The following is a 24,153-nucleotide window of genomic DNA, read 5'->3' as shown; positions in this document are numbered from 1 at the left end:
CCATTGAAGTGTCATGCCAGGAATTAGGGGGCAAGTGCCGTCAGAGCCTGCTCGAGGCGCTCAAGGCCTTGATCCAACACTTCGGGCTCAATGGTCAGCGGCATCAGTAGACGCAACACGTTCTTGTGTCGCCCGCTGGGCATCAGAAGCAGGCCCCTCTGGCGCGCCTCGCGGAGTAATCGGCCTAGGTGTTGCCCACCGTTGGCCTTGGGAGTGTCATTCATGATGATGCCGCGCATCGCGCCGACCCCTGTGAGGGGCCCGAGCATCGCGAAGCGCCCGCTTACCTGCCAGCGGGCATGGATGGACTCGAGCCGAGCGGAGATTTTTTCCCCCCAGGCTGTGAGGTTCTCCTCACGCATTTCCTGGATGACGCCTAAAGCAGCAGCGCAGGCTACAGCATTGCCCGAGAAGGTCCCGCCGAGCCCCCCCTTGGGTAGGGCGTTCATGATCGGCCCTCGTCCTGCAACAGCCGCCAGTGGGAGACCGCCCGCCATGCTCTTGCCCATCAGTAGGAGGTCGGGCTCGATCCCCAGGTGAGAGAAGGCAAAGGGGGTGCCGGTACGTCCAAATCCAGATTGGATTTCATCCAGAATCAGCACGATGCCGTGGCGATCACACAGCTTGCGAAGCTGCTGGGCAAACTCACGATCCAGCAAGCGGAAGCCACCCTCTCCCTGAACTGGCTCGACGATGATAGCGGCCACCTCATTGGCGGGTAGCTCTACCTCGAACAGGCGCTCCAGGGCCGCGAGCGAGGTTTCGGCTGAGACGCCGCCATCCTGGCTGGGAAAGGGCACATGGTGAGTCGGGCCAGGGAGACTACCGAGTCCTTGCTTATACGGGGTGACTTTACCGTTGAGGTTGAGGGTCGCCAATGTTCTGCCGTGAAATCCGTCGTCGAAGGCAATCACCGCCTGACGACCTGTGAATCCCCGGGCGACCTTGAGGGCGTTTTCCGTTGCTTCTGCGCCGCTATTGGTCAGCATGGTGGTGAGGGGATAGCTCACTGGCACGAAGTCTTGCAGCGCGTCGAGCACTGCCAGGTAGCCGCGGTGGGGCAAGGCATTGAAAGCAGAATGCATTAGTTGGTTCAGCTGGTGAGTGGTGGTCTCTACAATCGTAGGGTGGCAGTGGCCTAGGTTGAGCACACCGATCCCGCCAACAAAGTCGATATAATGTTGGCCTTGCTCATCCCACACTTCCGCGTTGCGGCCGCGGGTCACGCAGATGGGGTGTACGATGCCCATCGAGTCGCTGACGTAGGGAAGTTCCATGTGGGTTGCCTCCTTTAGGGGCTTTGGAGTGTTAGGCCCCATATCAGAGCAGAGCCCATGTCTTGGCCTCAAACGAAAAAAAAGCCTCTTGTCATTAGTATTTTTCCGTATTTGTAGGCCGATCGCGCCAGATCGCAACCCGAAAAGAGTGGATACGCCATTACCACGGGGTGCTACTGCAACGCCATGTCGGATGTGGTGAAACCGCATTGAGGAGCCAGCCATGCGCCTGCACTACCAGGGCCCACTACCCGAGCTGATCGGCTTCCTGCTGCTGCCGCGCTTCTCGATGATGGCCTTCTTCTCTGCGGTGGAGCCGCTGCGTATCGCCAATCGCATCAGTGGGCGGCCACTGTTCGACTGGACACTGTTCGGGGTCGACGGTGAGCCGGTCACCGCCAGTAACGGCATGACCCTGCTGGTCGACCGGCCGGCCGGTGAACCTCATGCACTGCCATCCCTGGCTGTGTGCAGCGGCTTCGAGCCCGAGGCACATCTGAGCCGGCCTCTGATGGCCTGGCTGCATCGGCTGGACCAGGCCGGTTGTACCCTGGGCGGGCTCGATACTGGCTGCTTCCTGCTCGCCGCCGCCGGCCTGCTGAAGGGAGAGCGGGTCACCCTGCACTGGGAGAGCCTGCCCGCCTTCCGTGAACGCTTCCCTGCCATCGATACGTCCGACGAACTGTTCGAGCTCGGTCCGCGGCGCTTTTCATGCGCCGGCGGGGCCGCTGCCATGGACATGGCCCTGGAGGTGATCGCCCGACGTCACGGCACCCGCCTGGCACTGGATGTCTCCGAGCAGCTGATTCATGACCGGCTACGCAGCCGCAGCGACCAGCAACGCATGGCCCTGGCACGTCGCCTGGGCACTCATAACCGCCGTCTGGTGCAGGCGGTGGCATTGATGGAGCGCCATCTCGAGGCGCCGTTGGCGCTTGGCGAAATTGCCCGCCGCTGCGGGATTACCTCCCGCCAGCTGCAGCGGCTCTTTGCGCAGCACCTCGCCAGCACGCCCCAGGGCTGGTACCTAGGTCTGCGCCTGGAGCGAGCCCACCAACTCCTTGTCGAGACCGATCTCGACGTGCTGGCGGTGGGCCTCGCCTGTGGCTTCTCGTCTGCGTCCAGCTTCTCTCGCGCCTTCAGGGAACACTACGGCCAGTCGCCGCGCGAGGTGCGTCAACTGCCGGCCAATGGCTAAGGCAGCTCATTCTCGGGTGAGTCTCCGCTGGCGCCGAGAGCGCTGCACCAGGCGGTAGCGTGAGCGGATCTCGTCGCGTTCCATGTAACAGCCCTGCAGCCAGCGGTGGCCGCTGTCGCCCTCGAAGGCGTCGCGGGCATGCAGCAGCCGGCGATTGTCGAATATCACCAGGTCCCCTGGCGCATAGGTGAAGCGCAGGGCGAACTCGGGCTCGCGCAGCATCGCCTGCAGGGTCATCAGGGCCCGGTATGCCGGCTCCACTTCCTCGAAGTCCGTCTGCAGTGGGCCGCGCAGGAAGTCGGCGATGCGCACCTCGAGCAGCTCACCGCGTTCATCCAGGCGGATCATCGGCGAGTACCAGACGTAGTCGGTGGTGCGGGCAGTGTTGGCGAAACACCAGCGCACCCGGGTCAGAGTAACGAAGGCCTCGGGGTCGCGTTCGCGCAGCGCCTCGGCTACGGCGAAGCCGTCGAGCATCACCGCCTGACCACCTTCCACGCTGTTCTCCAGGCAGTGCAGCATCTGCAGGCCCGGGTGGTACTCGCGGGTCGGCAGGTCGGTGTGCGGCGGCAGGGCGATAGAGGTATAGGCGTTGGAGTCCGGGTCCGGCTTGGCCTTGACGTCGAACAACAGGCCGAAGTTGGTGGGGCGCACCGGGCCGATGCGCCGGGCGATGGCCTTCAGCGAGCCGGGTTCGGTGGGCAGATGGTGCAGGCGAACCAGTCCCTTGGCGAGAACACTTTCCAGCGCCGGGGCGAGGATCGCCTCCTCGGCCTCGCTGCCCGGCTCGGTGTCGAGTAGCCCGGCAGCCTCAAGGCTGTCCGGCACCTTGTCCTCGCCGCCCTGCCAGGTCGTCACCGGCACCAGCGGCGCTTCGGGATCCTCGCCGTTGTCGTAGTCATGGGCGCGCAGCCAGCCGGGGTGGAAGCGCAGGCGGCGCTGCTCGGGGGCGAAGGTCACACAGAGGGCGCCGGCCTCATCGACCTCGGCATCGGCGATCGTGGGCCAGGCGGGCAGGGTGGAGAGGTCCAGGATGCGTTCCCGGGTGGCCGGGTTGATGGTGGAGTCATCGGCGGCGTTCTCGCGCAGCCAGATGCCGTGGTAGCGGCTCTGACGGCCGTCGTTCCAGCGCACCGTCACCAGCTGTGGGTCGCTCTCCACCGCGATGATATCCGCGTGTATGGGCCAGGCGTCGTAGTCGGGAGTCAGGGGCAGGTCAGCGCTCATGGGAATTTCCTTGTCGTGCGGAGATGGGTTTGGCGGCGGCTCGGCGCCGCGCGTCGAGGGTCTCGCGCACCAGCGAGAGCAGCACGCCGGCGGTCATCACCAGGATGACGAAGCTCAGTGGCAGGGCGGCGGCGATCAGTGCGGTCTGCAGGGCGGTGAGGCCGCCGGCGACCAGCAGCACCGCGGCCACCAGGCCGATCACCACGCCCCAGAACACCCGGAAGCGGCGGGGTGGCTCCTCGTCTCCCAGTGACAGGATGGTGGTCAGCACCAGGGTGCCGGAGTCGGATGAGGTGACGAACCAGCTCATCAGCAGGAACACCATCATCGCCGAGAGCAGCCAGCCGAAGGTGCCGGTGCCGACGATGCCATCGGCGGTGGCGAACAGCGCCGCCGGCAGCTGCCAGGCGTTGACCAGTTCGATGATGCCGGCGCTGCCCGGGCCGCCCGGGGCATTGAGCTCCTGATACATGGCGTTGCCGCCGAAGATGATCAGCCACACGAAGATGATCAGGGTCGGTACCAGCAGCACGCCGAGGACGAACTCGCGCAGGGTACGGCCTTTCGAGATGCGCGCGATGAACAGCCCGACGAAGGGGGCCCAGGCCAGCCACCAGCCCCAGTAAAAGATGGTCCAGCCCTGCTGCCACTTCACGTTGGCGGGGTCGTCGGCGAACCAGAGGCCCATGGGGATGAAGTTGACGGCGTAGTCGAGCAGGGTCTCGCCGAAGGCGCTGAGCAGCCACAGGGTGGGGCCGCCGATCAGGAAGACCCCGACCACGAACAGCGAGGTCCAGATATTGAGCTCGGAGATCACCCGGATGCCGCGGCGTACTCCGGTCACCGCCGATAGGATCGAGACCATCGAGATCAGGGCGATCAGGATCAGCTGGGTATCCAGGCCGGCGCCGATGCCCACCAGTCGTTCCAGACCCACCGCCATCTGGCTGATGCCGAGGCCCAGGGAGGTGGCCACACCGAAGACGCAGCCCAGCACGCCGAGGATATCGAAGAGGTGGCCCAGAGGACCGAAGATGCGCTCGCCGATGAAGGGGTAGAGGGCCGAGCGCAGCGCCAGCGGCAGGCCCTTGCGATAGGCGAAGTAGGCCAGCGACATGCCGACGATGACGTAGATCGCCCAGCCGTGGAGCCCCCAGTGGAAGACCGTGACCCGAAGGGCGTCTATGGCGCGCTCATGGCCGATGGCGGCGGCCCCGGCCATGTCGGCATGGGGATTGTTGGGATAGCCGAAGGCGCCGGTGTCATCGAGGTAGAAGACCGGCTCGGCGACACCGAAGAACAGGATGCCGATACCGATACCGGCGGAGAACAGCATCGAGAACCAGGAGAAGTTGCTGAACTCCGGGCGGCTGTCATCGGGTCCCAGGCGTACGCTGCCGTAGCGACTGAGTACGATGAAGGCGCACACCGTCAGCAGCAGCATCACCGTGACCAGGTAGTAGCCGCTGAAGGTGCTCTCGATCCAGGCGCGGGCGGCACCGAACACACTGCCGGCGGTATCGGAGCCGAACCCGGTGAAGAGCACGAAGGCCAGCACCAGGGCGGCGGAGGTCAGGGTCATGCCGCGGTGCATGCCCTGGAAGAAACCGCCCTGAGCGAGCTCGGTGACCATGTAGTCGGTATCGAGTTCGATATGAGCGTCGGCTTTATGCGATGGGGGAGTTGGCGTAGCGATAGTCGTGTCCTCCTGGGCCGGTCCTCGGGCCGGCGATCCCGCTCGGCTGCCCGGCAAGGGGCAGCCGATCCCTTATGGCGTTCGTGACCGGGTTAGTGACGAATGCCGGGTCAGCGGCGAATGCCGATGGTGCGCCCGGCGAGTGTCGGCCAGGCGTCCCGTGCGGCGTGGGGCAGCATGGCGATGACGGCCTCGATCTCGGCGGGGAAGGGCGCCGGACGGTCGCTCTCCTGGCTCATGCCCATCAGCATCTGCTCGCTGGTGGCGAGCAGGTTGCCTTCCTCATCGAGAAGCTCGAAGAAGACGTGCAGCCGCTTGGCGTCACGATCCAGCAGGGTCAGGGCGACGCGCAGCGGCTGCCCCTCGTGGGCCTCGCGGCGATAGCAGAGGTGGGTCTCCAGGGTGTAGATCGTATAGCCGTGCCGGTCGCGGCCGTCGGCATCCAGGCCGATATGGCCCATCAGCGCCTCCACGCCCAGGGAGAAGACCCGGGCGTATTCGGCGTCGTTCATGTGGCCGTTGTAGTCGACCCACTCGGGGGCGACGCGGCTCTCCAGGATCACCATCAGATGCGCCCCTCCAGGCCCTCGGCCTCGGGCCAGTACTTCTGTACCAGGTCGAGCAGCTCCACCAGGAAGTCATCGCGGCGGCGGTCGAGCTCGGCGACCGGGCGGCCGGCGGCCTGGTGCTCGCAGCCCTCGACCACACGGTCGATCAGGGTGTCGGTAAGCTCGGGGGCCTCGAGCTTCGTCCAGGGCAGCTTCAGGGCCGGGCCGAACTGCTCGAGCATATGACGCATGCCCTGCTCGCCACCGGCCAGGTGGAAGGTGAGGAAGGTGCCCATCAACGACCAGCGCAGCCCGCAGCCATAGACCACGGCGGCGTCGATCTCCTCGGTGGTGGCCACGCCGTCGTTGACCAGGTGCAGCGCCTCGCGCCACAGCGCCTCCATCAGGCGGTCGGCGATATGCCCCTCGATCTCGCGGCGCACCACCAGCGGGCGCATGCCCAGTGCCTGGTAGAGCGACTGGGCACGCTCGACCTGCGCGGGCTCTGTGGCCGCGCCGCCGACCAGCTCCACCAGCGGCAGCAGGTAGACCGGGTTGAAGGGGTGGGCGACGATCACCCGGCCGGGTGCCTTGGCGCAATCCTGCTGCAGGTCGCTGGGCTTAAAGCCGGACGTCGACGAGCCAATAATGGCTTCAGGTGACGCCGCGGCATCGATGGCGGCGAGGATCTCCTGCTTGAGGGGCAGGCGCTCCGGCACGTTCTCTTGGATCAGGTCGGCGCCGACCACCGCCTGCTCGAGGCTATCCACGAAGGTCAGCCGTGCGGGGCTAGCGCCCTCGGCCAGGCCCAGGCGCTCGAGCGAGGCCCAGGCATTGTCGACGAAGGCGCGGGTACGCGCCGGGGCTTCGGGGGCCGGGTCGAAGGCCACCACGTCCCAGCCGCGCGCCAGGGCGCGGGCGATCCAGCCGTTGCCGATCACCCCGGTGCCGATCACGGAGAGCTGCTGGCTCATGCCTCACCTCCCGCGGCTGTCTCGAGTGCTTTTTTGACGATATGGCCGGTGCTCGGGTCACGCAGCCTGAGGTGGGCACGGGTCTCGGCCGGCGTCATCACCCGGCCACCGAGGCTCTCGATGATGTCCCCGGCCTTCTCGACCAGCCCGCCGTTGGTGGCGAGCACCCCCTTCTTCAGGTAGAGGTTGTCCTCCAGGCCGACCCGGGCGTGGCCGCCGAGCAGCATCGCCTGGGCGACCATGGGCATCTGCTGGCGGCCGATGCCGAAGGCGGCCCAGTTGGCGTTCTCCGGCAGCTTGTTGCGCATCGCCAGCATGGTCTCGGTGTCCGCCTCGGCGCCCCAGGGGATGCCCAGGCAGAGCTGGTAGAGTGGGTCGCCGTCGATCAGGCCCTCCTGCTGAAGCTGACGGGCGAACCAGACGTGGCCCAGGTCGAAGCACTCCAGCTCCGGCTTGACCCCGGCGGCCTGCACCAGTCGGGCGTGCTCGCGCAGCCAGTCGGCGGGGTTCACATAGACCATGTCGCCGAAGTTGAGGCTGCCGCAGTCGAGGGTGCAGAGCTCCGGGAGCAGCTCGCCCACCGGCTCGTGGCGCTCGCGCGGGGTCTGGATGTCGCTGCCCGGGCCGCCCCGGGTGGGATCCTCGGCGTCGGGGATCCAGTCGCCGCCGCCGCCGGCAGTGATGTTCATGACGATGTCGACGTCCGCCTCGCGCACCCGCTGCATCACCTCACGGAAGTGCTCGACAGAGTGGCTGACGCCGCCGGTCTCGGGGTCGCGGACGTGGATATGCGCCACGCTGGCGCCTGCCTTGGCGGCCGCGATGCAGTCGTCGGCGATCTGCTGCGGGGTCACGGGGACATTGGGGTTCTTGGCGGTGGTATCGCCGGCGCCGGTGATGGCGCAGGTCAGGATCACGTTGCGGTTCATGTCTTGCCTCTGTGGCGGAGGAGTTGTCCCGCCTAGTGTGGCCAGCCTTGGCCCGGAAGAGTTGACCTGAAACGACATTGTCTTGAACCAATGCGTCATTCATGGGGCCGGCCTGGACTGGCCCTGTCACCTGGAGGCTCGGGGAGATTTCTCGCTGGCCTCTCGCTACCCTATGGCGTCATTCCCTTCGCCATTCACCCCCGCCGGGAGCCCCGATGACCCTGCTCGACCTCCTCTCGCCGCTCTCCGCCGGCATCAATCTGCTGCTGATCCTGATCTCGGTGTTCACCTCGGCCTTCACCGCAGCAGTGGGAGTCGGGGGCGGGCTGCTGCTGATCATGGCGTTGGCCCAAGTGATGCCGGCGGCGGCGTTGATACCGGTTCACGGCATGGTGCAGACCGGTTCCAACGTCGGACGGGTGGCGCTCACCTGGCGCCATGTCGATCGCACGGTGATCGCGGCCTTCCTGCCCGGGGTGGTGCTGGGCGCCCTGGCCGCGGCCTGGCTGCTGGTGCGCCTGCCCGCCGGGCTGCTGGAGCTGTCTATCGCCGCCTTTGTGCTCTACAGCTGCTGGGGGCCGGGGCTGCCCAAGCGGGCTCTGGGGCGCGCCGGTGTGCTGCTGGCCGGCGCCCTGACCACCCTGCTCTCCAGCCTGGTGGGCGCCAGCGGGCCCATGGTGGCGGCCTTCATCAAGCAGGGGCAGAGCGACCGGCTGGCCAAGGTGGCGACCTTCTCGGCCTGCATGAGTGCCCAGCACCTGACCAAGGCCTTCGTGTTCGGCATGGCCGGCTTCGTGTTCCGGGACTGGCTGGGGCTGATGCTGGCCATGGTCGCCTCGGGCTTCATCGGTACCTGGCTGGGCCTGCGTCTGCTCAGGCGGCTCTCCGAGCACCGCTTCGATACGTTGTTCAAGTGGGCCCTGACCCTGCTGGCGTTGCGGCTGGTCTGGCTGGGGGCGTCTCGGCTGGCGGGCTGAGGATTGTGGAAGTCGAGTTTTTTTGCCGATTCGCGCTGTACAGCGCCGGCATGCCGGCCATAATGGCTTTAGAAGCCTCAAGAAAAGCGATATCGGGACATTCGAGGGAGCAAGAGTATGGTGACCGCGAACATGGCCACGGGCCGCTCACGGCTGTTGGCGTTCGGGCTGCTGGTGAGCCTGGCGATGCTGCTGGCCGGGGTGGCACAGGCCAATCCTCGCTACGCTGCCATCGTCGTCGACGTGGAGAGTGGCGAGATCCTCCACGCCGCCAACGCAGAGGAGACTCGCTATCCGGCGTCGTTGACCAAGATGATGACCCTCTACCTGCTGTTCGAGGCCCTCGAGGGGCGTAGCCTGAGCCTCGGTCACGCGCTGCCGGTCTCCTCCTATGCGGCTTCCAAGCCGGCCTCCAAGCTCTATGTGAAGGCCGGCTCGACGATTCCGGTGGAGACCGCCATCCAGGCGCTGGTGATCAAGTCGGCCAATGATGTGGCCGTGGTGGTGGCCGAGGCCCTGGGCGGCAGCGAGACTCACTTCGCGCGCATGATGACCGAAAAGGCCCATGAGCTGGGCATGACGCGCACCACCTTCCGCAATGCCAACGGCCTGCCCGACGCCGGGCAGACCACCACCGCCCGCGACATGGCCACCCTGTCGCTGCGGCTGATGCAGGACTTCCCGCAGTACTATCACTACTTCTCGCGCACCAGCTTCAACTGGAAGGGCAAGACCATCACTGGGCATAACCGGCTGCTCGACAACTATGCCGGCGCCGATGGCCTGAAGACCGGCTTCATTCGCGCCTCGGGCTTCAACGTGGCCACCTCGGCGGTGCGCAATGGCCGCCGGCTGGTATCGGTGGTAATGGGCGGCTTCACCGCGGCCTCCCGCGACGCCCACATGTCAGATCTGCTGGACCGCGGCTTCGTGCGCGCCTCGCTGTACGGGCGCGGCGACTGGGTGGCCCAGGCCGACTTCTCCGGCGAGCGCATGAATCTGCCACAGACGACGCCCGCAGCGGTTCCCGCCTCCCGTCCGGCAGTGCCGGCGTCCCGGCCGGCGGTGCAGTTGGCCAGCCGCCAGGCAGCCGAACCGGCACCCCGCGTCGTGGAGCGCCTGGAGCCAGCACCAGCACCCCAGCTGGCCAGCCTGGAAGTCCCCGAGCCGCTGCCCCGTGCGACGTCAGCCTTGCCTGAGACCGCCCAGGGCTCGGCCAACGATCCGATCCGCGAGCTGATCTCCCAGGCCGATGAGCCGGTCAGCCGCACCAGCCAGCGTCTCGAGCCGGTAGGTCGCAGCGGCTCGGGAGGCTGGGGCGTTCAGGTGGGCGCCTTCAGCAATCCCGACAACGCCCGCAGCCTGGCCGGCCGTGCCGCCGACCGCCTGGCCAGCGACCTGACCAATGCCCGCGTGGATATCCACGAGGCGCCGGGGCCGCAGCCGCTGTTCCGCGCCCGCCTGGTCAACCTCGACGAGAATCAGGCCTACCGCGCCTGTCGCAGCCTGGCCCGGGACGGCATCGACTGCATGGTGGTCAACGCCAGCCTCTAGGCCTTGCCGTTCGTCTGCGAACCTTCTAGCCTGACCTCGATAACCACCCCGTCGGCCTTCGGTCGGCGGGGTGGTGCTTTTGTCACTCCGGGTGATCGGAAGGGGAGTCGCGATGACGTCGTCGTTCAAGGGGATTGGCTTCATGTGCCTGGGCGTGCTCTGCCTGGCCACCGGCGACGCCATCTCGAAGTGGCTCGGTGAGGTGCACTCGCCGCTGCAGATCATCTTCTTCCGCACCCTGGTCTCGCTGCCGCTGATCGCGCTGCTGGCGCACTTTGCCGGCGGCCTGCGCAAGCTGCGTACCCGGCGCCCGGGCATTCACCTGCTGCGCGGGCTGATCTACACCGGCACCATGGGCTGCTTCGTGCTGGGCCTGACCCTGCTGCCCCTGGCCGAGGCCACGGCCATCGCCTTCGTGGCGCCGCTGTTCGTGACCCTGCTTTCGATACCGCTGCTGGGGGAGCGCATCGAGGCGCCGGTACTGATCGCCTCGCTGGTGGGCTTCGTCGGCGTGCTTATCGTGGTGCGCCCGGGGGGAGAGGCCTTCCATCCGGGGTCGCTGGTGCTGGTGGGGGCGGCGCTCTTCTATGCGCTGATGCTGATCACCGCGCGCCGCTGGGGCGGCAGCGAGCATCTCTGGGCCATGGTCTTCCATATGACCGTGGTGCCCTTCGTGATCACCGGACTGCTGCTGCCCTGGGTGTGGCAGTCACCCCAGCCCTGGCACTGGCTGGGCTTCTTCGGCGCCGGGGTGTTCGGGGTGGGGGCCACCGCCTTCATCACCCTGGCCTTCCGCCACGCCCCGGCGGCTATCGCCGCCCCCTTCGACTACACCGCCATGCTGTGGGCGGTGCTGCTGGGCTGGTGGTTCTGGGGCGAGATGCCGGACCTCTGGGTATTCGTGGGCAGCGTGCTGATCATCGGCAGCGGCCTGGCCATCGCCTACCGCGAGGGGCGCACCTCGCTCAAGCGTCGCCCCACCGCCTGATCCCCAGCCGCTGCTGCACGTCCTGGCCCTGTCCCGGGATGAGTTCAGCCTCGGGAGAAGAAGGCCCGCGCCGCGGCCTCGGGGTCCGGCATGCCGCAGATCGCCGAGATCACCGCCAGTCCGTCGGCACCGGCCTGGCGCGTCGCCGCCACGTGCTCGACCTTGAGGCCGCCGATGGCCACGCTGGGCAGGGGGCTCGCCGCCACAAGGGTGGCGAGCCCCGCAAAGCCCAGCGGCTCGGCGTGGTCATGCTTGCTGGGGGTGGCGAATACCGGGCCGAGCCCCAGGTAGTCGAGGCGCTCGGCGTCGATGCGTGCCATCTGCGCCAGGGTCTGCACCGAGAGCCCCAGTATCGCCTGCTCGCCCAGGGCCGCTCGAGCCTCGGCCACCTCGCCATCATCCTGGCCGATATGCAGGCCGTCGGCGCCGCTCTCCACCGCCACCGCCAGGCGATCATTGATGATCAACGGCACGCCGCTGCCGGCAAGGGCCGCCTTGAGCCGTCGCGCCTGGTCGATCATCTCGCCGTCCGAGGCGAGCTTGTCGCGCAGCTGAATCATCGTGGCACCGCCGCGCACCGCGGCCACCGCGGTCTCCACCAGGCCGTGGCCTGAACACAGGGCGGGGTCGGTGACGAGGTAGAGGGAGAGGTCAAGGCGCATCGGTTACCTCCAGGGTGGGCAGGGTGGCAAGCTGGTCGTGGTCGAGGGCGTAGAGGGCATCGAGGAAGGCCACGGCGAAGCTGCCGGGACCGTTGGCGACCTCACCGGCGCGGCGTCCCGCCTCGCCGTAGCAGGCGAGTGCCGCCACGCTGGCCGCGAAGGGGTCCTTTGCGCCCACCAGGAAGGCGGCGACCACGCCGGTGAGCGCGCAGCCCAGGGTGGTGACCCGGGGCATCAGCGCATGGCCGCCCGGGATGCGGGCGAGGCGCCGGCCGTCGGTGACGAGGTCGACCTCGCCGGTCACCGCCACCACGGCATCAATGCGGCGTGCCAGGGCCACGGCGGCCTGTTCGGCGGCTTCGGTGGGATCGCTGCTGTCCACGCCGCGCCCACCGCTGCCCTGTTGCTCCAGGGCCAGGATCTCAGAGGCGTTGCCGCGGATCACCGTGGGGCGTCGCTCCAGCAGGCGCCTGCCCGTCTCGCGGCGGTAGGCGGTGGCACCCACCGCCACCGGGTCCAGCACCCAGGGCCTGCCCGTCAGCCGTGCGGCCTCGGCGGCCTCCTGCATGGCCTCGACCCAGAGGGGGGAGAGGGTGCCGATATTCACCGTCAGGGCATCGGCGAGGGCGGCGAACTCGGCGGCCTCCTCGCGGGCATGCACCATGGCCGGCGAGGCGCCCAGGGCCAGCAGCACGTTGGCCATGGGGTTCATGGCCACCAGGTTGGTGATGTTATGAATCAGGGGTGCGCGCTCGCGCAGGCGAGCGAGATGGGCGGCGGGGTCGATCGGGCCGCGGGTGGCGGTGGTCATCGTTCCTCCCGGGCGCGGGAGGTGCAGGCGGCGGGGCGGGCTGCACGACTCCCTACGCCGGCATGATCCGGGTCAGGTTCCAAGGGTGCGTCTCAGCCACGGCGAGTGCCGCGGCGCCCCTGTCGTCGAGCCACACTATCCACGTCCCGGGGAGGACTGTAAAGGCCGGGCAATGCCTCTGGCGAGGCGCTCGAGCAGCGAGGTTCATGCCATCACATGGAAGCCCGCCAGGGTGATCAGGCTGGCCAGTACCAGGCTGTTGACGGTGTCCCGTGCTTCCTCGTCTTGCCAGCGCTCGGGGGTGAGCAGGACCAGCGCCAGGGTGCCCAGGGCGGCGAGCCCCAGCGGCAGCTCGATGGGTTCCCAGCCGGCGGCCAGCACGCCCAGGGCCAGCAACGCCAGGCCGATGAGCAGCAGCGGCACGATGGCGCGGTTCTCGGTGACGAGGGTGTCTGCGAGTGTCATTATCGGACTCCGGGTCATGGTGTTGCCTCGGGTTGCGGCGGTATCAGCATGCACCATGACTGTGGCGCGCCTTCCTTAAGGATTGCTTAAGGTGGCATGACCAGAGTGTGACGGCGCCGATCCCGGTATCTTTCCACCACCCGACAGGCCGTGTACTGCGGCTTGGTGTCGGGCCCTTTCATGATCGTGGTCATCACATGCTTGCATCCCTTCTCCATCGCTGGCGCTGGCTGGGCGCCTGGACCCTGGCCAACCTGCTGCTCGCCTGGCTGATCAGTCTGCGTTATCTCCCCTACATGGCCCCCGAGGGCGCCGAGCAGTGGGGCTACCTGCTGCTGGTGTTCCTCGGTCATATCGGGCTGCTGGTGTGGCTTGGGGCCTTGCCGCTGCTGCTGCTGGCCCCGCTACTTCGGGCGCCCTGGCTGTGGCTGGTCACCACCCTGTGGGCCGGCCTGTTGCAACTGGTGCTGCTGCTCGACACCTTCGTCTACGCCCAGTACCGCTTCCACCTGAGCGGTTTCATCCTCGATCTGCTGGTCAACGCTGGCGGCGACGTCTTCAGTTTCTCCTGGCTGGCCTGGGCCCTGGCCATCGGCGGTGTGCTGGCGATGCTGGCGCTGCAGGGGGCCCTGGGGTTATGGCTCAAGCGGCGCCCACTGTCGCGGCCGGTGCTGCCGGCACTCGCCCTCGGCCTGCTGGCCCTGCTCGGGGTGCATGGCTGGCACGCCTGGGCCGACGCCCACTATGACCGCGACATCACCGGCATGACCCGCCATGTGCCGCTGTTCTATCCCGCTACCGCCAAGCGCCTGTTCGTCAAGCGGGGCTGGGTCGACCCCCAGGCGGTGCGCGACCGGGTGGAACTGGAGGCGGCACAGGGAAAGGCCCATGACCTGGCCTATCCCTCGGCGCCGCTGAGCTGCTCGTCGGCGGCCGCGTCCCACAACCTGCTGCTGGTGGTGCTGGACAGCGTGCGCCACGACCTGCTGACCCCCGAGGTGATGCCCAACCTGAGTCGCTACGCCGGTCGCCCAGGCTGGTACCGGGCCGCCGAGCACTTCAGTGGGGGCAACTCCACCAAGGCGGGGGTGTTCAGCCTCTTCTACGGCCTGCCGGTCACCTACTGGGATGCCTTCACCGGCGGCCAGACGCCGCCGGTGCTGATGGAGAAGCTCGAGGCCGCCGACTATCGTTTCCAGGTGCTCTCCTCGGCGACCCTGGTGAGCCCCGCCTTCGACCGCAACGTCTTCGCCGGCCTGGAGGACGTCTCGCTGACCCCGGCCCAGGGCGAGCCCTGGGAGCGCGACCGGAAGATCACCGACGACTGGCTGGCCTGGATGGAGGCCTCGGCGGAGTCGCCCGACGCTGCGCCCTTCTTCGGCTTCCTCTTCTACGACGCCGTGCATGGCTACAGCCATCCCCCCGACTTCCCGCGTTTCACTCCCTACTGGGAGCAGATCAACCATATGGCGCTGGGTCCCGACTTCGACCCCGAGCCCTACTGGAATCGCTACCGTACCGCGGCGCGCTACGTGGATGCGCAGCTCGGGCGAGTGCTTGACGACCTCGAGCGACGCGGCAGGCTCGACGATACCGCCGTGGTAATCACATCGGACCACGGCGAGTCGTTCAACGAGCATGGCCGGAACTACTGGGGGCACGGCAGCAACTACACCCCGGAGCAGGTCCAGGTACCGCTGGTGATGCACCTGCCGGGGCGCCCCGGCGGTGTGCTCGAGGGGCGCACCCAGCATGCCGATATCGCCCCGACACTGCTCGAGGAACTGCTCGGCTGCGAGGCCGCCCCCGAGCGCTATACCCTAGGGCGCAGCCTGCTCGTCCCCGGGGGCGAGCGTGACTGGCTGCTATCCGGTAGTTACATGGGCTACGGCATCCTGTTGCCGGAGTACCAGATCGCCGTGCATCCGACCGGCGCCTTCGAGGCCTACGACTACCGCATGAACGAGCTCGCGGAGGTGCGCCCGGCCCCCGAGGTCTCCCGCGAGGTGCTGCAGGCGCTGTCGCGCTTCTATCGTTGAGCGGCACTGGGTGAAGATGAACGGCGCATGAATGCGGCGTTAAGGCTGGCGTCAGCCTGGGTGCGGTACAACGGTCGTCGTCCATCGACCGAGGAGGATGACGACATGAACTGGCTGGATTCCGAACAACGTTACGGCGCCGTCTCGCGGGCGCTTCACTGGAGCATGGCCACGCTGCTGCTACTGATGCTGGGCACCGAGTGGCTGGCGGAGATCGTCGGGATGAGCGAGCGCGAGGCGATGGCGCTGCACAAGAGCGTGGGGGTGCTGCTGCTGGGGCTGCTGATGTTCCGGCTGCTGTGGCGCCGGGTCAACCACGACCGGCTCGAGGCCCATGCGCACTGGAAGTGGGCGGCCCGGTTGGGGCATCTGGCGCTCTACGCGGCGATGCTGGTGATCCCCGTGAGCGGCCTGCTCGTCGCCCTGGGCAGCGGCCACGGCGTGGAGTTCTTCGGCCTGCCGCTGATCGGTTCCGGTGCCGAGATCGAGTGGCTGGAGGAGGCCGCCGAGGAGACCCACGAGGTGCTGGCCAACCTGCTGTGGCTGCTGATCGGCGGTCACGTGGCGGCCAGCCTGGCGCACCAGTTCTGGCTGCGCGACCACACCCTGAAGCGCATGGCCTGAATATTCTGCTATTCCTGCGTGATCAGCGCTCCGGGGGCTTGTGCCTCCGGAGCGCGGCAGTTTGCCGTCAGGTCCAGGGCGTCCTTGCGAACCTCGCTCTCCACGCCAAGCAGGCCGAGCAGAGAGTGGAACAGGTGGGCATGGCTCAGTGAGGCGTCACGCTGGGCAGTGAGGCAGTCGCTCGTCAGTCGTTGGCTGCCCAGGAAATCATCGGATGCCCACCACACCATGGGCACGCGGGTCTGCTCCCGAGGAGCGATGGCGTAGGGCAGGCCGTGCAGATAGATCCCCTTCTCGCCCAGTGACTCTCCGTGGTCGGAGACGTACAGCATGGCCGTGGCCAGGGATTGACTCTCCTCCAGCACGCCGATGATCCCGGCCAGTACGCTGTCGGTATACAGGATCGCGTTGTCGTAGCTGTTCACGATCGCCTCCCGTTCACACTGGGCCAGGTCGGCCGTGTCACAGGTAGGCGTGAAGGCCCGAAAGTCCTCCGGGTAGCGCTGGAAGTAGCTGGGGCCGTGGTTGCCCAGCATATGCAGCACGACAACCGTATCGCCGCTGATCGACGCAACCTGACTTTTCAACGCCTCGATCAGCACGCCATCGAGGCAACCCTCTTCTCCACACAGCTCGGGGTGGGCGTCCGGCGATGGTGAGCCCCGTTCCACGCCATCGCAGATTCCCTTGCAGCCCGACTGGTTGTCGATCCATACCACGCGATAGCCGGCGCGCTGCACCACGTCCAGCAGCGTCTCATGGCTGCGGGTGAAGCGTTCGTCGTAGTCGCTTCGCCCCTGCGGGGAAAAAATGCAGGGCAGCGAGACGGCGGTGCTGGTACCGCAGGTGGCCACCTCGCTGAAGTTGACGACCTCACGTTCGGCCAGCCGCGGGGTGGTCTGCCGCGGGTATCCGGACAGCCCCCAGTTGGCGGCGCGCACGGTTTCTCCGACCACCAGCACCAGCAGCCGCGGCGCGCCGTCGGCGCTCGGCAGGCGTCGTGCATCCTCGCCGATGGGCAGGCGCTCCTCGGGCAGCGGTGGGGGCGCCGCCATCACCTGGCCAGTGGAGACGATGGCATTGCCCGGTGTCACCAGATAGCGAAGTTCATGATGGTTGCGCATCAGCGAGGAGAAGCTCTGGAAGGAGAGCAGCAGTGCCCCGACGAGCACGACGACACTACCCAGCCACCACAGTGCACCGGCCCCCAGGCCGTGCTGCCAGCTGCGCCGGCGCAGCGGCCAGCCCCATACCAGGGACAACGGCAGCAGGCCGAACAGCAGCAGGTAGAGCACCAGGCCCGGGGTAAGCAGCTCGCCTGCCTCTCGGGTATCCGTCTGCAGCACGTTATCGATCATGTGGGTATCGAAGTAGGTGCCGTATTGGCCTGTGAAATAGCTGACCGAGGCGGCGACCATCACCAGGGCAGTCAGCAGCGGTTTGACGGTCACGCGGCCGACCAGAGGCAGGAAGACCACCAGGTGCAATCCTGTCACCACCACGCCGTAGGCGACCAGCAGGCCCCAGTCGCCAAGCCCCGTGGGCGGCTCGGCCTCGATTACCGCCGACCAGAAGCGTCGGTTGTAGAAGAGTGTGAAGCTCAGGCACACCAGCAGGGTCAGGGCCTGGGGGGAAACCGCTGGCAGTCGGTATTGGAACCGCAGGAGACTATCTATCCGCGAGTTATTGGTTTCAGGCATTGGCTGAGTCCAGGAAGGTAACCCAGCCATGCTGACGGGCTCGTCTTAACGAAGCCTTATTTCAGAGGCACCAGCGCAAAGGCTCAGGCGGCCCGCGGCAGCATCGCCACGGCGCGCAGGCCGCCGCCGGGTGCCTCCTCCAGGCGGAGCGTGCCGCCGTGGCGGGCCAGCAGGCGCTCGACGATGGAGAGCCCCAGGCCGGCGCCGGCGCCGGGGCCGGCGCGATGGAAACGCTCGGTAACGCGCTCGCGCTCCGCGGCGGGAATCCCCGGGCCCTGATCATCCACTCGCAGCGTCAGTCGGGTCGCCTCGGCGGCCAGGCTCACCGTTACCCGGCCGCCGTCCGGGGTGTAGCGCAGGGCGTTGCCGACCAGGTTCTGTACCAGGGTGGCGATGGCACCGGGTTCGGTAGCCAACCGCCAGTCACTCTCCTCGTTCGCGGTGAGGTCTAGCGCCTGGCCGCGCTCCACCGCCAGCGGCGAGAGCTCGGCCAGGGCCTCGCGAACCTCGACCAGCAGGTCGCCGGCGATCCGGGCGCTCGCCTCCTGCTCCTCATCCTCAGGCTCCAGGCGCGCCAGCGTCAGCAACTGGGTGACCAGCCGGGTGGCGCGAGCCACGCCGCGGCGCAGCTCCTCCAGCGCCTCGCGACGGTCGGCGGGGTCCTCGGTGGCCAGGGCGTTCTGGGCGTGCAGGTCGAGCACCGCCAGGGGGGTGCGCAGCTCATGGGCGGCGTCGGCGATGAAGCGCTTCTCGCGCACCCGTAGCCCGCGGATGCGCTCCAGCAGCCGGTTGAGGGCGCCGACGATGGTGTCCAGCTCCCGGGGCAGGGGGCGCATCACCAGCGGCTGCAGGTTGTGGGGATCGCGCTGGCGGATCGCCGCGGCCAGCCGCGACAGCGGCCGCAATCCCCAGCCGGCGGCCCACCACAGCAGCAGTGCCAGCAGCGGCAGGCCGACCAGGTCCGGCAGCAGGGTGCGCAGGGCCACGGCGCGAGTCAGCTCGCCGCGCACGTCGTCGCGCTCGGCGACCATCACCCGCCGCGACGGCTCGGGCAGGTCGAGGACATAGACCCGCCAGTCGTGGCCGGCCACCCGGCTGCTGGCATAGCCGGGTGGCGCTTCGGTGAAGGGCTCGGGCGGGGCGCTGGCCGAGCGCAGCAACAGCCTGTCTTCCTCCCACAGCTGGAAGGCCAGCTTGCTCTCGTAGCGGTGACCGGGGAGCTCCTTGTCAGACTGCTCGGCGCGCGCCACTGCGCTCTCCAGGCTGGCCAGCAGCGCCTCGCGCTGGTCGTCCGGCAGCGGCGCCTGGATCAGGCCCTCCAGCAGGCGGGCGTTCTGGGCCAGGCTGGCGTCGTAGAGCTCCTCGATCTCGTGGGCAGCATAACGATAGCTGACCAGGCCGATGGCCAGCATGCTGACCCCGAACACCAGCAGCACAAGTCCCAGGGTTCGGCGACGAATGGAGGTCATGCCTCGGCCTCCTGCGGCGCGCGGTCCAGCACATAGCCGATGCCGCGCACGGTGCGGATCAGGCCGGGGAAGAGCTTGCGACGCAGGTGGTGGACATGCACCTCGATGGCGTTGCTCTCCACGTCCTCCTCCCACCCGTAGACCAGCCGGGTCAGGGTGTCGCGGGTGAAGACCCGCCCGGGGTGGCCCATGAATTCCTGAAGCAGGGTGAACTCGCGGCGCGAGAGCGGGATCACCTCGCCGCGATAGCACACTTCCCGGCTGGCGGGATCGAGCCGGATGCCGCGACACTCCAGCATTGGGCTGGCCTGGCCCTGGCTGCGGCGCAGCAGGGCACGCAGGCGCGCCTTGAGCTCGGCGACCTCGAAGGGCTTGACCAGGTAGTCGTCGGCGCCGGCATCCAGCCCTGCGATGCGGTCGTCGACGGCGTCCCGGGCGGTCAGCACCAGCACCGGGATCCGGTTGCCGCCGCGCCGCACGGCCTCCAGCACCCGCATGCCGTCGAGCCCGGGCAGGCCCAGGTCGAGGATCACCGCGTCGAAGGGTTCGCTGCCCTGCAGGGCGGTGAGTGCCACGGCGCCATCGGCGAGATGGTCCACGGTGTAGTGCTCTGGCTTGAGGGCCAGGCGGATGCCCGAGGCCAGGCTCGGGTCATCCTCGACCAGCAGGATGCGCATCGTTGGGTCATTTCTCCAGTTGCGACAGCAGGTGGCGGATTTCCTCGCGGCGGCCGGCATCGGCGAGTTCGCGGCCGGGCCGGGGCGGTGCCTGCAGGGCCTTCTCCAGGGCCTGGCGCGCCTCGGCATCGCGACCCTGCTGGTGCAGATAGTCGCCCCAGAAGTAGAGGCTGTCGAGTCCGTCGGGGTTGATGGTGAGCGCCCGCTTGAGGTGCCACTCGGCCTTGTCGTCGTCGCCGAAGCCGATCGGCCAGCCCGGTACCTGGTAGTAGAGGGCCCCCAGGCTGGTGTAGGCGGAGCCGTTCAGCGCCAGCGGGTCCTGCGCCAGGGCGGCCTCCAGATAGCCGCGCGCCTGCTTGACCAGGCCCAGCGCCCCCAGCCCGCCTTCGGCGCCGGCCTGGCTGGAGCGCACGATGCCGGACCAGATCAGCAGCTCGGCGGAGTCGGGGTGCTCGGCCAACTGGCGTTCGGCCTCCTTGCCTAGCTCTTCGAGGGCCTTGGCCTGCTGGCTTTCGGGCAGTTCGTAGCGGATCTCGGCCCAGCGGGACTGCAGTGCAGCCACACTCGGGTCGGAACCACCGCCATCGCCCGCGGCCAGGGCGGTGATGGTGGAGAGGCCGCCGAGGCCGGCGACAAGCAGCGTGGCGGCAAGGCGCAGCCGGGGGAAGCGAGGGGGGCGTCGAGCGTTCATGGCGTGGTCTCCGAAGTGCCGATAAAGCGGCGGATGACGGGAAGCTGGCGCGCCAGGGCGTGGTCGACCACACCCGGCAGCAGGGCGTTGAGGCGCACGAAGAGCCGCTCCGGCCCGCCCAGCTGGGCCTCCTGGCGGCCGCGCTCCACGGCGTGGCGCACCGCCTGGGCGACCCGGGCGGGGCTGTCCATGGCGTTGCCCAGGGCCGCGTTCATGGCCTCCACCTCGGGGGCATTCATGGCGGTGCGGGTGGCCCGGGGCGAGACATGCAACACCCGCACCCGGGTGTCGGCGAGCTCCCGGCGGAGGGCCTGGCTGAAGCCGCGCAGGGCGAACTTGGTGGCGCAGTAGCCGACCTGACCGGGGTAGCCCAGGGTGCCGAAGGTGGAGCCCAGGGTGACCACCCAGCCCTGGCGCGCCGCCATCAGCTGGGGGAGCAGGGCGCGGGTCAGCTGCAGGGTGGCGGTGAGGTTGAGGGCAATGAGGCGCTCGATCTCGGCATCGGAGCCCTCGGTGAACAGCGCCACCCGGTTCACACCGGCGGCATTGATCAGCATGTTGCAGCCGACTTGTCGAGCCGTGGCCACCAGCTGCTGGCGCTCCTCGACGCGGGTCAGGTCGGCGGGCAGCGCGGTGACCCGGTCGGGGTGGCGGTCCGCGGTGGCCGCGAGGGCCTCCGCTCGGCGGCCGGTGATCAGCAGTTGCGCCCCGGCGGCGGCCAGCTCGTCCACCAGCGCCTGGCCGATGCCGCCGCTGGCCCCGGTGATCAGCACCCGCTGGGCGGGCCAGCCCCCCTCCGGCAGCCGTGGGCGTCGGGCGAGGCGGTCAGACCAGCGCATCGGAGAGCTCCCGGGCGGCATTGCCGCCGGCACAGCGCGTCTCGACGCCGCGGAACATGGCGCCGTAGAGGCGGTAGACCAGCTTGGCGGTATCGATCACTGCCGCCAGGTCCTGCGCCTCCAGGCGGTTCACCAGCCCCTCGAAGAAGGCCAGGTGGCCGATATCCAGGCTGCCGTGGGAGGTCAGGTAGCGTACCGCGTCGTCGGGCAGGTCGAGGCTCGCCTGCAACCGTTCGGCAGCCTGGGTGGCCAGCGCCGTGCTGGTGCCCTCCAGCACCTGGACCATGCCGAAGAAGCCCACCGGGTGGCCATGCTCGATCTCGTCGCGCACAGCAGCCACCATCAGACGGGTGGCGGGGTCCGCCGGGCGGGTGGCGGCCGCCGCGGCATCGCCACCGGCGGCACGGATGTCGTCGAGGATCCACTGCTCGTGGCCGTGCTCCTCCTCGATGTACTCCACCAGAGCGCCACGCAGCCACTCAAGATGCTCCGGCAGGCGGGCGCCACAGGCCATCATCAGCGGCACCGTGAAGCGCACGTGGTGGTAGGCCTGGCCGAGGAAGGCGAGGTATTCGTCACGGCTCACCCGGCCGGCCAGGGCGCGGGTCAGCAGCGGAGTGGAGAGCAGCCAGTCGCGCTCTTCACGGGTGGCGTGCTGCAGTTGCTGGTAGGGGGTCATGGGGTCACTCCTTGTGGCGCCTGTGAAAGGTGCGGCTCGGGTCGAGTGGGTGCGGCACATAGCCAGCCGCCATGGGCGGCGAGGATGGCGTCGCGGCGTAGGCGGCCGTTGGCCGTCAGCTGGTGGTTGTGGGGGGTGAAGGGGGCGCTGCGGCGCCATTCGTGGACCCGGGCGTAGTCGGGCAGCCCGGCGTTGGCCTCGGCCACCGCGGCGGCAAGCTGGGTGTCGTCGACCTCCGCCGAGGCAGGCACCAGCAGCGCGCGGTTGGCGGGCAGCACCTCGCCGTGCACCAGGGCCTGGGCAATGGCGGGGCGGGCGCAGAGCTCGCCCTCCACCCACTGGGGGTCGACGTTGCGACCATAGGTGGTGATGAAGACCTCGCGACGGCGTCCTTCCAGCACCAGGGCGTCGCCCTCCCAGTGCCCCAGGTCACCGGTGGCGTGCCAGGCCGAGGTGGACGTCGGCTCACCGAGATAGCCGAGCATGTTGGCCCCCTGGACCTGCACCTCGCCGTCGTCGGCCAGGCGCACCTTGGCATGGGGCAGCGGCCGGCCCACGCCTCGGGCGGACTCGCCGGGACGGTTGAGGCACACCACCGAGGCGCATTCCGAGAGGCCGTAGCCCTCGAAGACCGGCCAGCCGCCGTGCCGGGCACGCGCCAGCAGGGTATCGGCGACCCTGGCGCCACCCACCGCCGCGAAGCGCAGGCTCTCTGGGGCGTTCGGGCGTGCCGCCACCAGCGCCTGCAGCAGCTGGGGTACCAGGATCAGGCTGTGGGGCCGGCAGGCGTCGAGGGTGGCCAGTGCTCGGTGCGGGTCGAAGCCGCTGGCGCCGCTCCAGCCCAGCTCGGCGACCCCGGGCAGGCAAACGGTGGCGCCCAGCCACAGCGGCACATAGAGGCCGCCGATGTTCTCCAGCAGGGTGGCCAGCGGCAGCATCGCCAGGTGCCGCTCGATGCCCAGTGGTTCGACCACCGCGGCGATACTCTCGGCCACCGTCAGCGGCGCGGCGGCATCCAGGCAGACTCCCTTGGGAGTGCCGCTGGTGCCGGAGGTGAAGGTGATGCGGGTGGTGCCGGGATGCAGCTCCGGTGGCGAGGCGACGCGTCGGGTGGCGAGGGCCGGGTCCCGCGTGGCGGCGAAGCCCTGGGCCTCGCCGCCGGGGCCGATCCAGGCGTCGAGCCCGGCAGTCTCCACCAGGTGGTGGCGCTGGGCAGCGCTGAAGAAGGCGGGCACCGGCACCGCCACGCGGCCATCCTGCAGCAGCGCCAGGTCCCACAGCGCCCAGTCGATGCCGTTGTCCAGGGCCAGGGCGACCCGCGCGGCGCCGGCGTCGGCCAGCCGCTGCCGGCGTGCCTCGATCTCGCCCGGCAGCTCGCCGAAGGAGACCCGCCGCTGCCCCTCCTCCAGGGCGATACGGGTCGGGCGCTCCTCGGTGTGGCGGCTCAGCCGCGCGAGGAAGGCCTCAGGCGAGGTGCGCATGGGCCACCTCCGCCGGACGGGGCAGGCTCGAGGGCAGCAGGCCGCGTTCTCCCAGTTCACGATGGGCGCGGCGCAGGTCGCCGGCCATGACCCAAGGGCGGCGCTCATAGTAGCGGCCCCAGCTGGCCTGCTCGGCGCCGAGGCGTGCCGGGTCGGCGACCATCACCGGCTCCAGGGTAAGGCCCAGGCGACGAATGCCGTTGGCCACCTCGGGGGTGGCGGTGAACAGCAGCCAGCCGATGCCCTCGCGGCCGAGCTGGTCCACCAGATGCAGGAAGAGCATCCGCTGCAGGCCGGGACGGCGGCTGGCCAGGTTGCCGATCTCGGCGACCTGGTGGCGGGCCACGGGGCGGGCGAAGCGTTCGGCCAGCAGGCGCTCGGCGCAAACGTCCAGGTAGCGTTCCTGGAACAGCGGGCCGCTCGCCGCCGAGCGCACCCCCACCGCGGCCTCGGCCCGCTCGCCCTGCCACAGGCCGAAGAGGCGCGGCAGCAGCTGGGTGATGGCGGCGCCATGCTCCTCGGCGAAGCGGCGACGGATCAGGTGCTCCAGGCGGCGGCGCCGGGTCCAGTGGCGAGCCTCGCGCCACTGCAGCGGCGAGGGGGTGGCCGCGGCCGGCAGGCAGGGCAGGCGTCTCGGTTCAGGCATCG

Annotated in this window: 23 protein-coding genes and 1 riboswitch; of the genes, 6 read left to right on the top strand and 17 right to left on the bottom strand. The window is 68.8% G+C overall.

Features of this window, described 5'->3' with window-relative positions:
* Positions 1-23: 23 nt before the first annotated feature.
* Positions 24-1,277 (bottom strand): 2-aminoadipate transaminase, encoded by a 1,254-nt coding sequence (locus tag GRB96_RS07930; protein WP_161431642.1) that lies wholly within the window; start codon positions 1,275-1,277, stop codon positions 24-26.
* 223 nt (positions 1,278-1,500) lie between these two features.
* Between GRB96_RS07930 and GRB96_RS07925 the strand changes: the two genes are divergently transcribed.
* A complete protein-coding gene (locus GRB96_RS07925; protein WP_161431641.1) occupies positions 1,501-2,475 on the top strand; it encodes a GlxA family transcriptional regulator in 975 nt (324 codons plus the stop codon).
* Between the two features lie 6 nt (positions 2,476-2,481).
* On the opposite strand, the gene GRB96_RS07920 is transcribed toward GRB96_RS07925, so the two are convergent.
* From GRB96_RS07920 to GRB96_RS07900, 5 genes are all read right to left on the bottom strand, one after another.
* On the bottom strand, positions 2,482-3,702 hold the full coding sequence (locus GRB96_RS07920) for a TauD/TfdA family dioxygenase (RefSeq protein WP_161431640.1): 1,221 nt from the start codon (positions 3,700-3,702) through the stop codon (positions 2,482-2,484).
* Positions 3,692-5,335: a BCCT family transporter gene (locus GRB96_RS07915; RefSeq protein WP_170293775.1), complete on the bottom strand. Its 1,644-nt coding sequence runs from the start codon at positions 5,333-5,335 to the stop codon at positions 3,692-3,694. Before GRB96_RS07915 ends, GRB96_RS07920 begins: the two co-directional genes overlap by 11 nt.
* 173 nt (positions 5,336-5,508) lie before the next feature.
* Entirely contained in the window at positions 5,509-5,964 is a 456-nt protein-coding gene (locus GRB96_RS07910; RefSeq protein ID WP_161431639.1) for a thioesterase family protein, read from the bottom strand.
* Positions 5,964-6,920 (bottom strand): L-carnitine dehydrogenase, encoded by a 957-nt coding sequence (locus GRB96_RS07905; protein WP_161431638.1) that lies wholly within the window; start codon positions 6,918-6,920, stop codon positions 5,964-5,966. Before GRB96_RS07905 ends, GRB96_RS07910 begins: the two co-directional genes overlap by 1 nt.
* Positions 6,917-7,849, bottom strand: a complete 933-nt coding sequence (locus GRB96_RS07900) for a beta-keto acid cleavage family enzyme (protein ID WP_161431637.1) — start codon at positions 7,847-7,849, stop codon at positions 6,917-6,919. The genes GRB96_RS07905 and GRB96_RS07900 overlap by 4 nt, the downstream gene beginning before the upstream one ends.
* A 215-nt stretch (positions 7,850-8,064) precedes the next feature.
* Between GRB96_RS07900 and GRB96_RS07895 the strand changes: the two genes are divergently transcribed.
* The 3 genes from GRB96_RS07895 to GRB96_RS07885 all read left to right on the top strand — a co-directional run bounded on the left by GRB96_RS07895 (position 8,065) and on the right by GRB96_RS07885 (position 11,368).
* Positions 8,065-8,826, top strand: coding sequence for a TSUP family transporter (locus GRB96_RS07895; protein WP_161431636.1), 762 nt, complete (start codon positions 8,065-8,067; stop codon positions 8,824-8,826).
* A gap of 117 nt (positions 8,827-8,943) precedes the next feature.
* Positions 8,944-10,380 (top strand): D-alanyl-D-alanine carboxypeptidase, encoded by a 1,437-nt coding sequence (locus tag GRB96_RS07890; protein ID WP_161431635.1) that lies wholly within the window; start codon positions 8,944-8,946, stop codon positions 10,378-10,380.
* 112 nt (positions 10,381-10,492) lie between these two features.
* Positions 10,493-11,368 (top strand): DMT family transporter, encoded by an 876-nt coding sequence (locus GRB96_RS07885; protein ID WP_161431634.1) that lies wholly within the window; start codon positions 10,493-10,495, stop codon positions 11,366-11,368.
* 44 nt (positions 11,369-11,412) lie between these two features.
* Here GRB96_RS07885 and thiE read toward each other — a convergent pair whose 3' ends face one another.
* The 3 genes from thiE to GRB96_RS07870 form a co-directional block, all read right to left on the bottom strand.
* Positions 11,413-12,030 carry a thiamine phosphate synthase gene (thiE, locus tag GRB96_RS07880; RefSeq protein WP_161431633.1) on the bottom strand — a complete coding sequence of 206 codons (618 nt, stop codon included), beginning with the start codon at positions 12,028-12,030 and terminating at the stop codon, positions 11,413-11,415.
* Positions 12,020-12,841 carry a hydroxyethylthiazole kinase gene (gene thiM, locus GRB96_RS07875; protein WP_161431632.1) on the bottom strand — a complete coding sequence of 274 codons (822 nt, stop codon included), beginning with the start codon at positions 12,839-12,841 and terminating at the stop codon, positions 12,020-12,022. Before thiM ends, thiE begins: the two co-directional genes overlap by 11 nt.
* 32 nt (positions 12,842-12,873) lie before the next feature.
* A riboswitch (TPP riboswitch) is annotated at positions 12,874-12,972 on the bottom strand.
* A gap of 73 nt (positions 12,973-13,045) precedes the next feature.
* Positions 13,046-13,306 carry a hypothetical protein gene (locus GRB96_RS07870; protein ID WP_161431631.1) on the bottom strand — a complete coding sequence of 87 codons (261 nt, stop codon included), beginning with the start codon at positions 13,304-13,306 and terminating at the stop codon, positions 13,046-13,048.
* A 197-nt stretch (positions 13,307-13,503) separates the two neighbouring features.
* Here GRB96_RS07870 and GRB96_RS07865 point away from each other — a divergent pair, with 197 nt between their 5' ends.
* Both GRB96_RS07865 and GRB96_RS07860 read left to right on the top strand, forming a co-directional pair.
* Positions 13,504-15,345 (top strand): DUF3413 domain-containing protein, encoded by a 1,842-nt coding sequence (locus tag GRB96_RS07865; protein WP_161431630.1) that lies wholly within the window; start codon positions 13,504-13,506, stop codon positions 15,343-15,345.
* 105 nt (positions 15,346-15,450) lie between these two features.
* The gene (locus GRB96_RS07860) at positions 15,451-15,969 is read left to right on the top strand and encodes a cytochrome b (protein WP_161431629.1); all 519 of its coding nucleotides are present in this window, start codon (positions 15,451-15,453) and stop codon (positions 15,967-15,969) included.
* Positions 15,970-15,977: 8 nt separating this feature from the next.
* On the opposite strand, the gene GRB96_RS07855 is transcribed toward GRB96_RS07860, so the two are convergent.
* The 8 genes from GRB96_RS07855 to GRB96_RS07820 all read right to left on the bottom strand — a co-directional run bounded on the left by GRB96_RS07855 (position 15,978) and on the right by GRB96_RS07820 (position 24,151).
* A complete protein-coding gene (locus GRB96_RS07855) occupies positions 15,978-17,669 on the bottom strand; it encodes a phosphoethanolamine transferase (RefSeq protein WP_161431628.1) in 1,692 nt (563 codons plus the stop codon).
* A gap of 83 nt (positions 17,670-17,752) precedes the next feature.
* Positions 17,753-19,138: an ATP-binding protein gene (locus tag GRB96_RS07850; protein WP_161431627.1), complete on the bottom strand. Its 1,386-nt coding sequence runs from the start codon at positions 19,136-19,138 to the stop codon at positions 17,753-17,755.
* Complete coding sequence (locus GRB96_RS07845) at positions 19,135-19,815, bottom strand: response regulator (RefSeq protein WP_161431626.1); 681 nt, start codon at positions 19,813-19,815, stop codon at positions 19,135-19,137. Before GRB96_RS07845 ends, GRB96_RS07850 begins: the two co-directional genes overlap by 4 nt.
* Positions 19,816-19,822: 7 nt before the next feature.
* Positions 19,823-20,506 (bottom strand): tetratricopeptide repeat protein, encoded by a 684-nt coding sequence (locus GRB96_RS07840; protein ID WP_161431625.1) that lies wholly within the window; start codon positions 20,504-20,506, stop codon positions 19,823-19,825.
* Positions 20,503-21,345 (bottom strand): SDR family oxidoreductase, encoded by an 843-nt coding sequence (locus tag GRB96_RS07835; RefSeq protein ID WP_161431624.1) that lies wholly within the window; start codon positions 21,343-21,345, stop codon positions 20,503-20,505. The genes GRB96_RS07840 and GRB96_RS07835 overlap by 4 nt, the downstream gene beginning before the upstream one ends.
* On the bottom strand, positions 21,332-22,024 hold the full coding sequence (locus GRB96_RS07830; RefSeq protein ID WP_161431623.1) for an iron-containing redox enzyme family protein: 693 nt from the start codon (positions 22,022-22,024) through the stop codon (positions 21,332-21,334). Before GRB96_RS07830 ends, GRB96_RS07835 begins: the two co-directional genes overlap by 14 nt.
* Entirely contained in the window at positions 22,021-23,505 is a 1,485-nt protein-coding gene (locus GRB96_RS07825; protein WP_161431622.1) for an AMP-binding protein, read from the bottom strand. Before GRB96_RS07825 ends, GRB96_RS07830 begins: the two co-directional genes overlap by 4 nt.
* Entirely contained in the window at positions 23,489-24,151 is a 663-nt protein-coding gene (locus GRB96_RS07820) for a thermostable hemolysin (RefSeq protein ID WP_161431621.1), read from the bottom strand. Before GRB96_RS07820 ends, GRB96_RS07825 begins: the two co-directional genes overlap by 17 nt.
* Positions 24,152-24,153: the final 2 nt, after the last annotated feature.

The sequence above is a fragment of the Halomonas alimentaria genome (genome assembly GCF_009902005.1).
GTDB lineage: Bacteria > Pseudomonadota > Gammaproteobacteria > Pseudomonadales > Halomonadaceae > Halomonas > Halomonas alimentaria.
The sequence above is the reverse complement of the archived record's forward strand: the minus strand, read 5'-3'. Positions and strand labels throughout refer to the sequence as shown.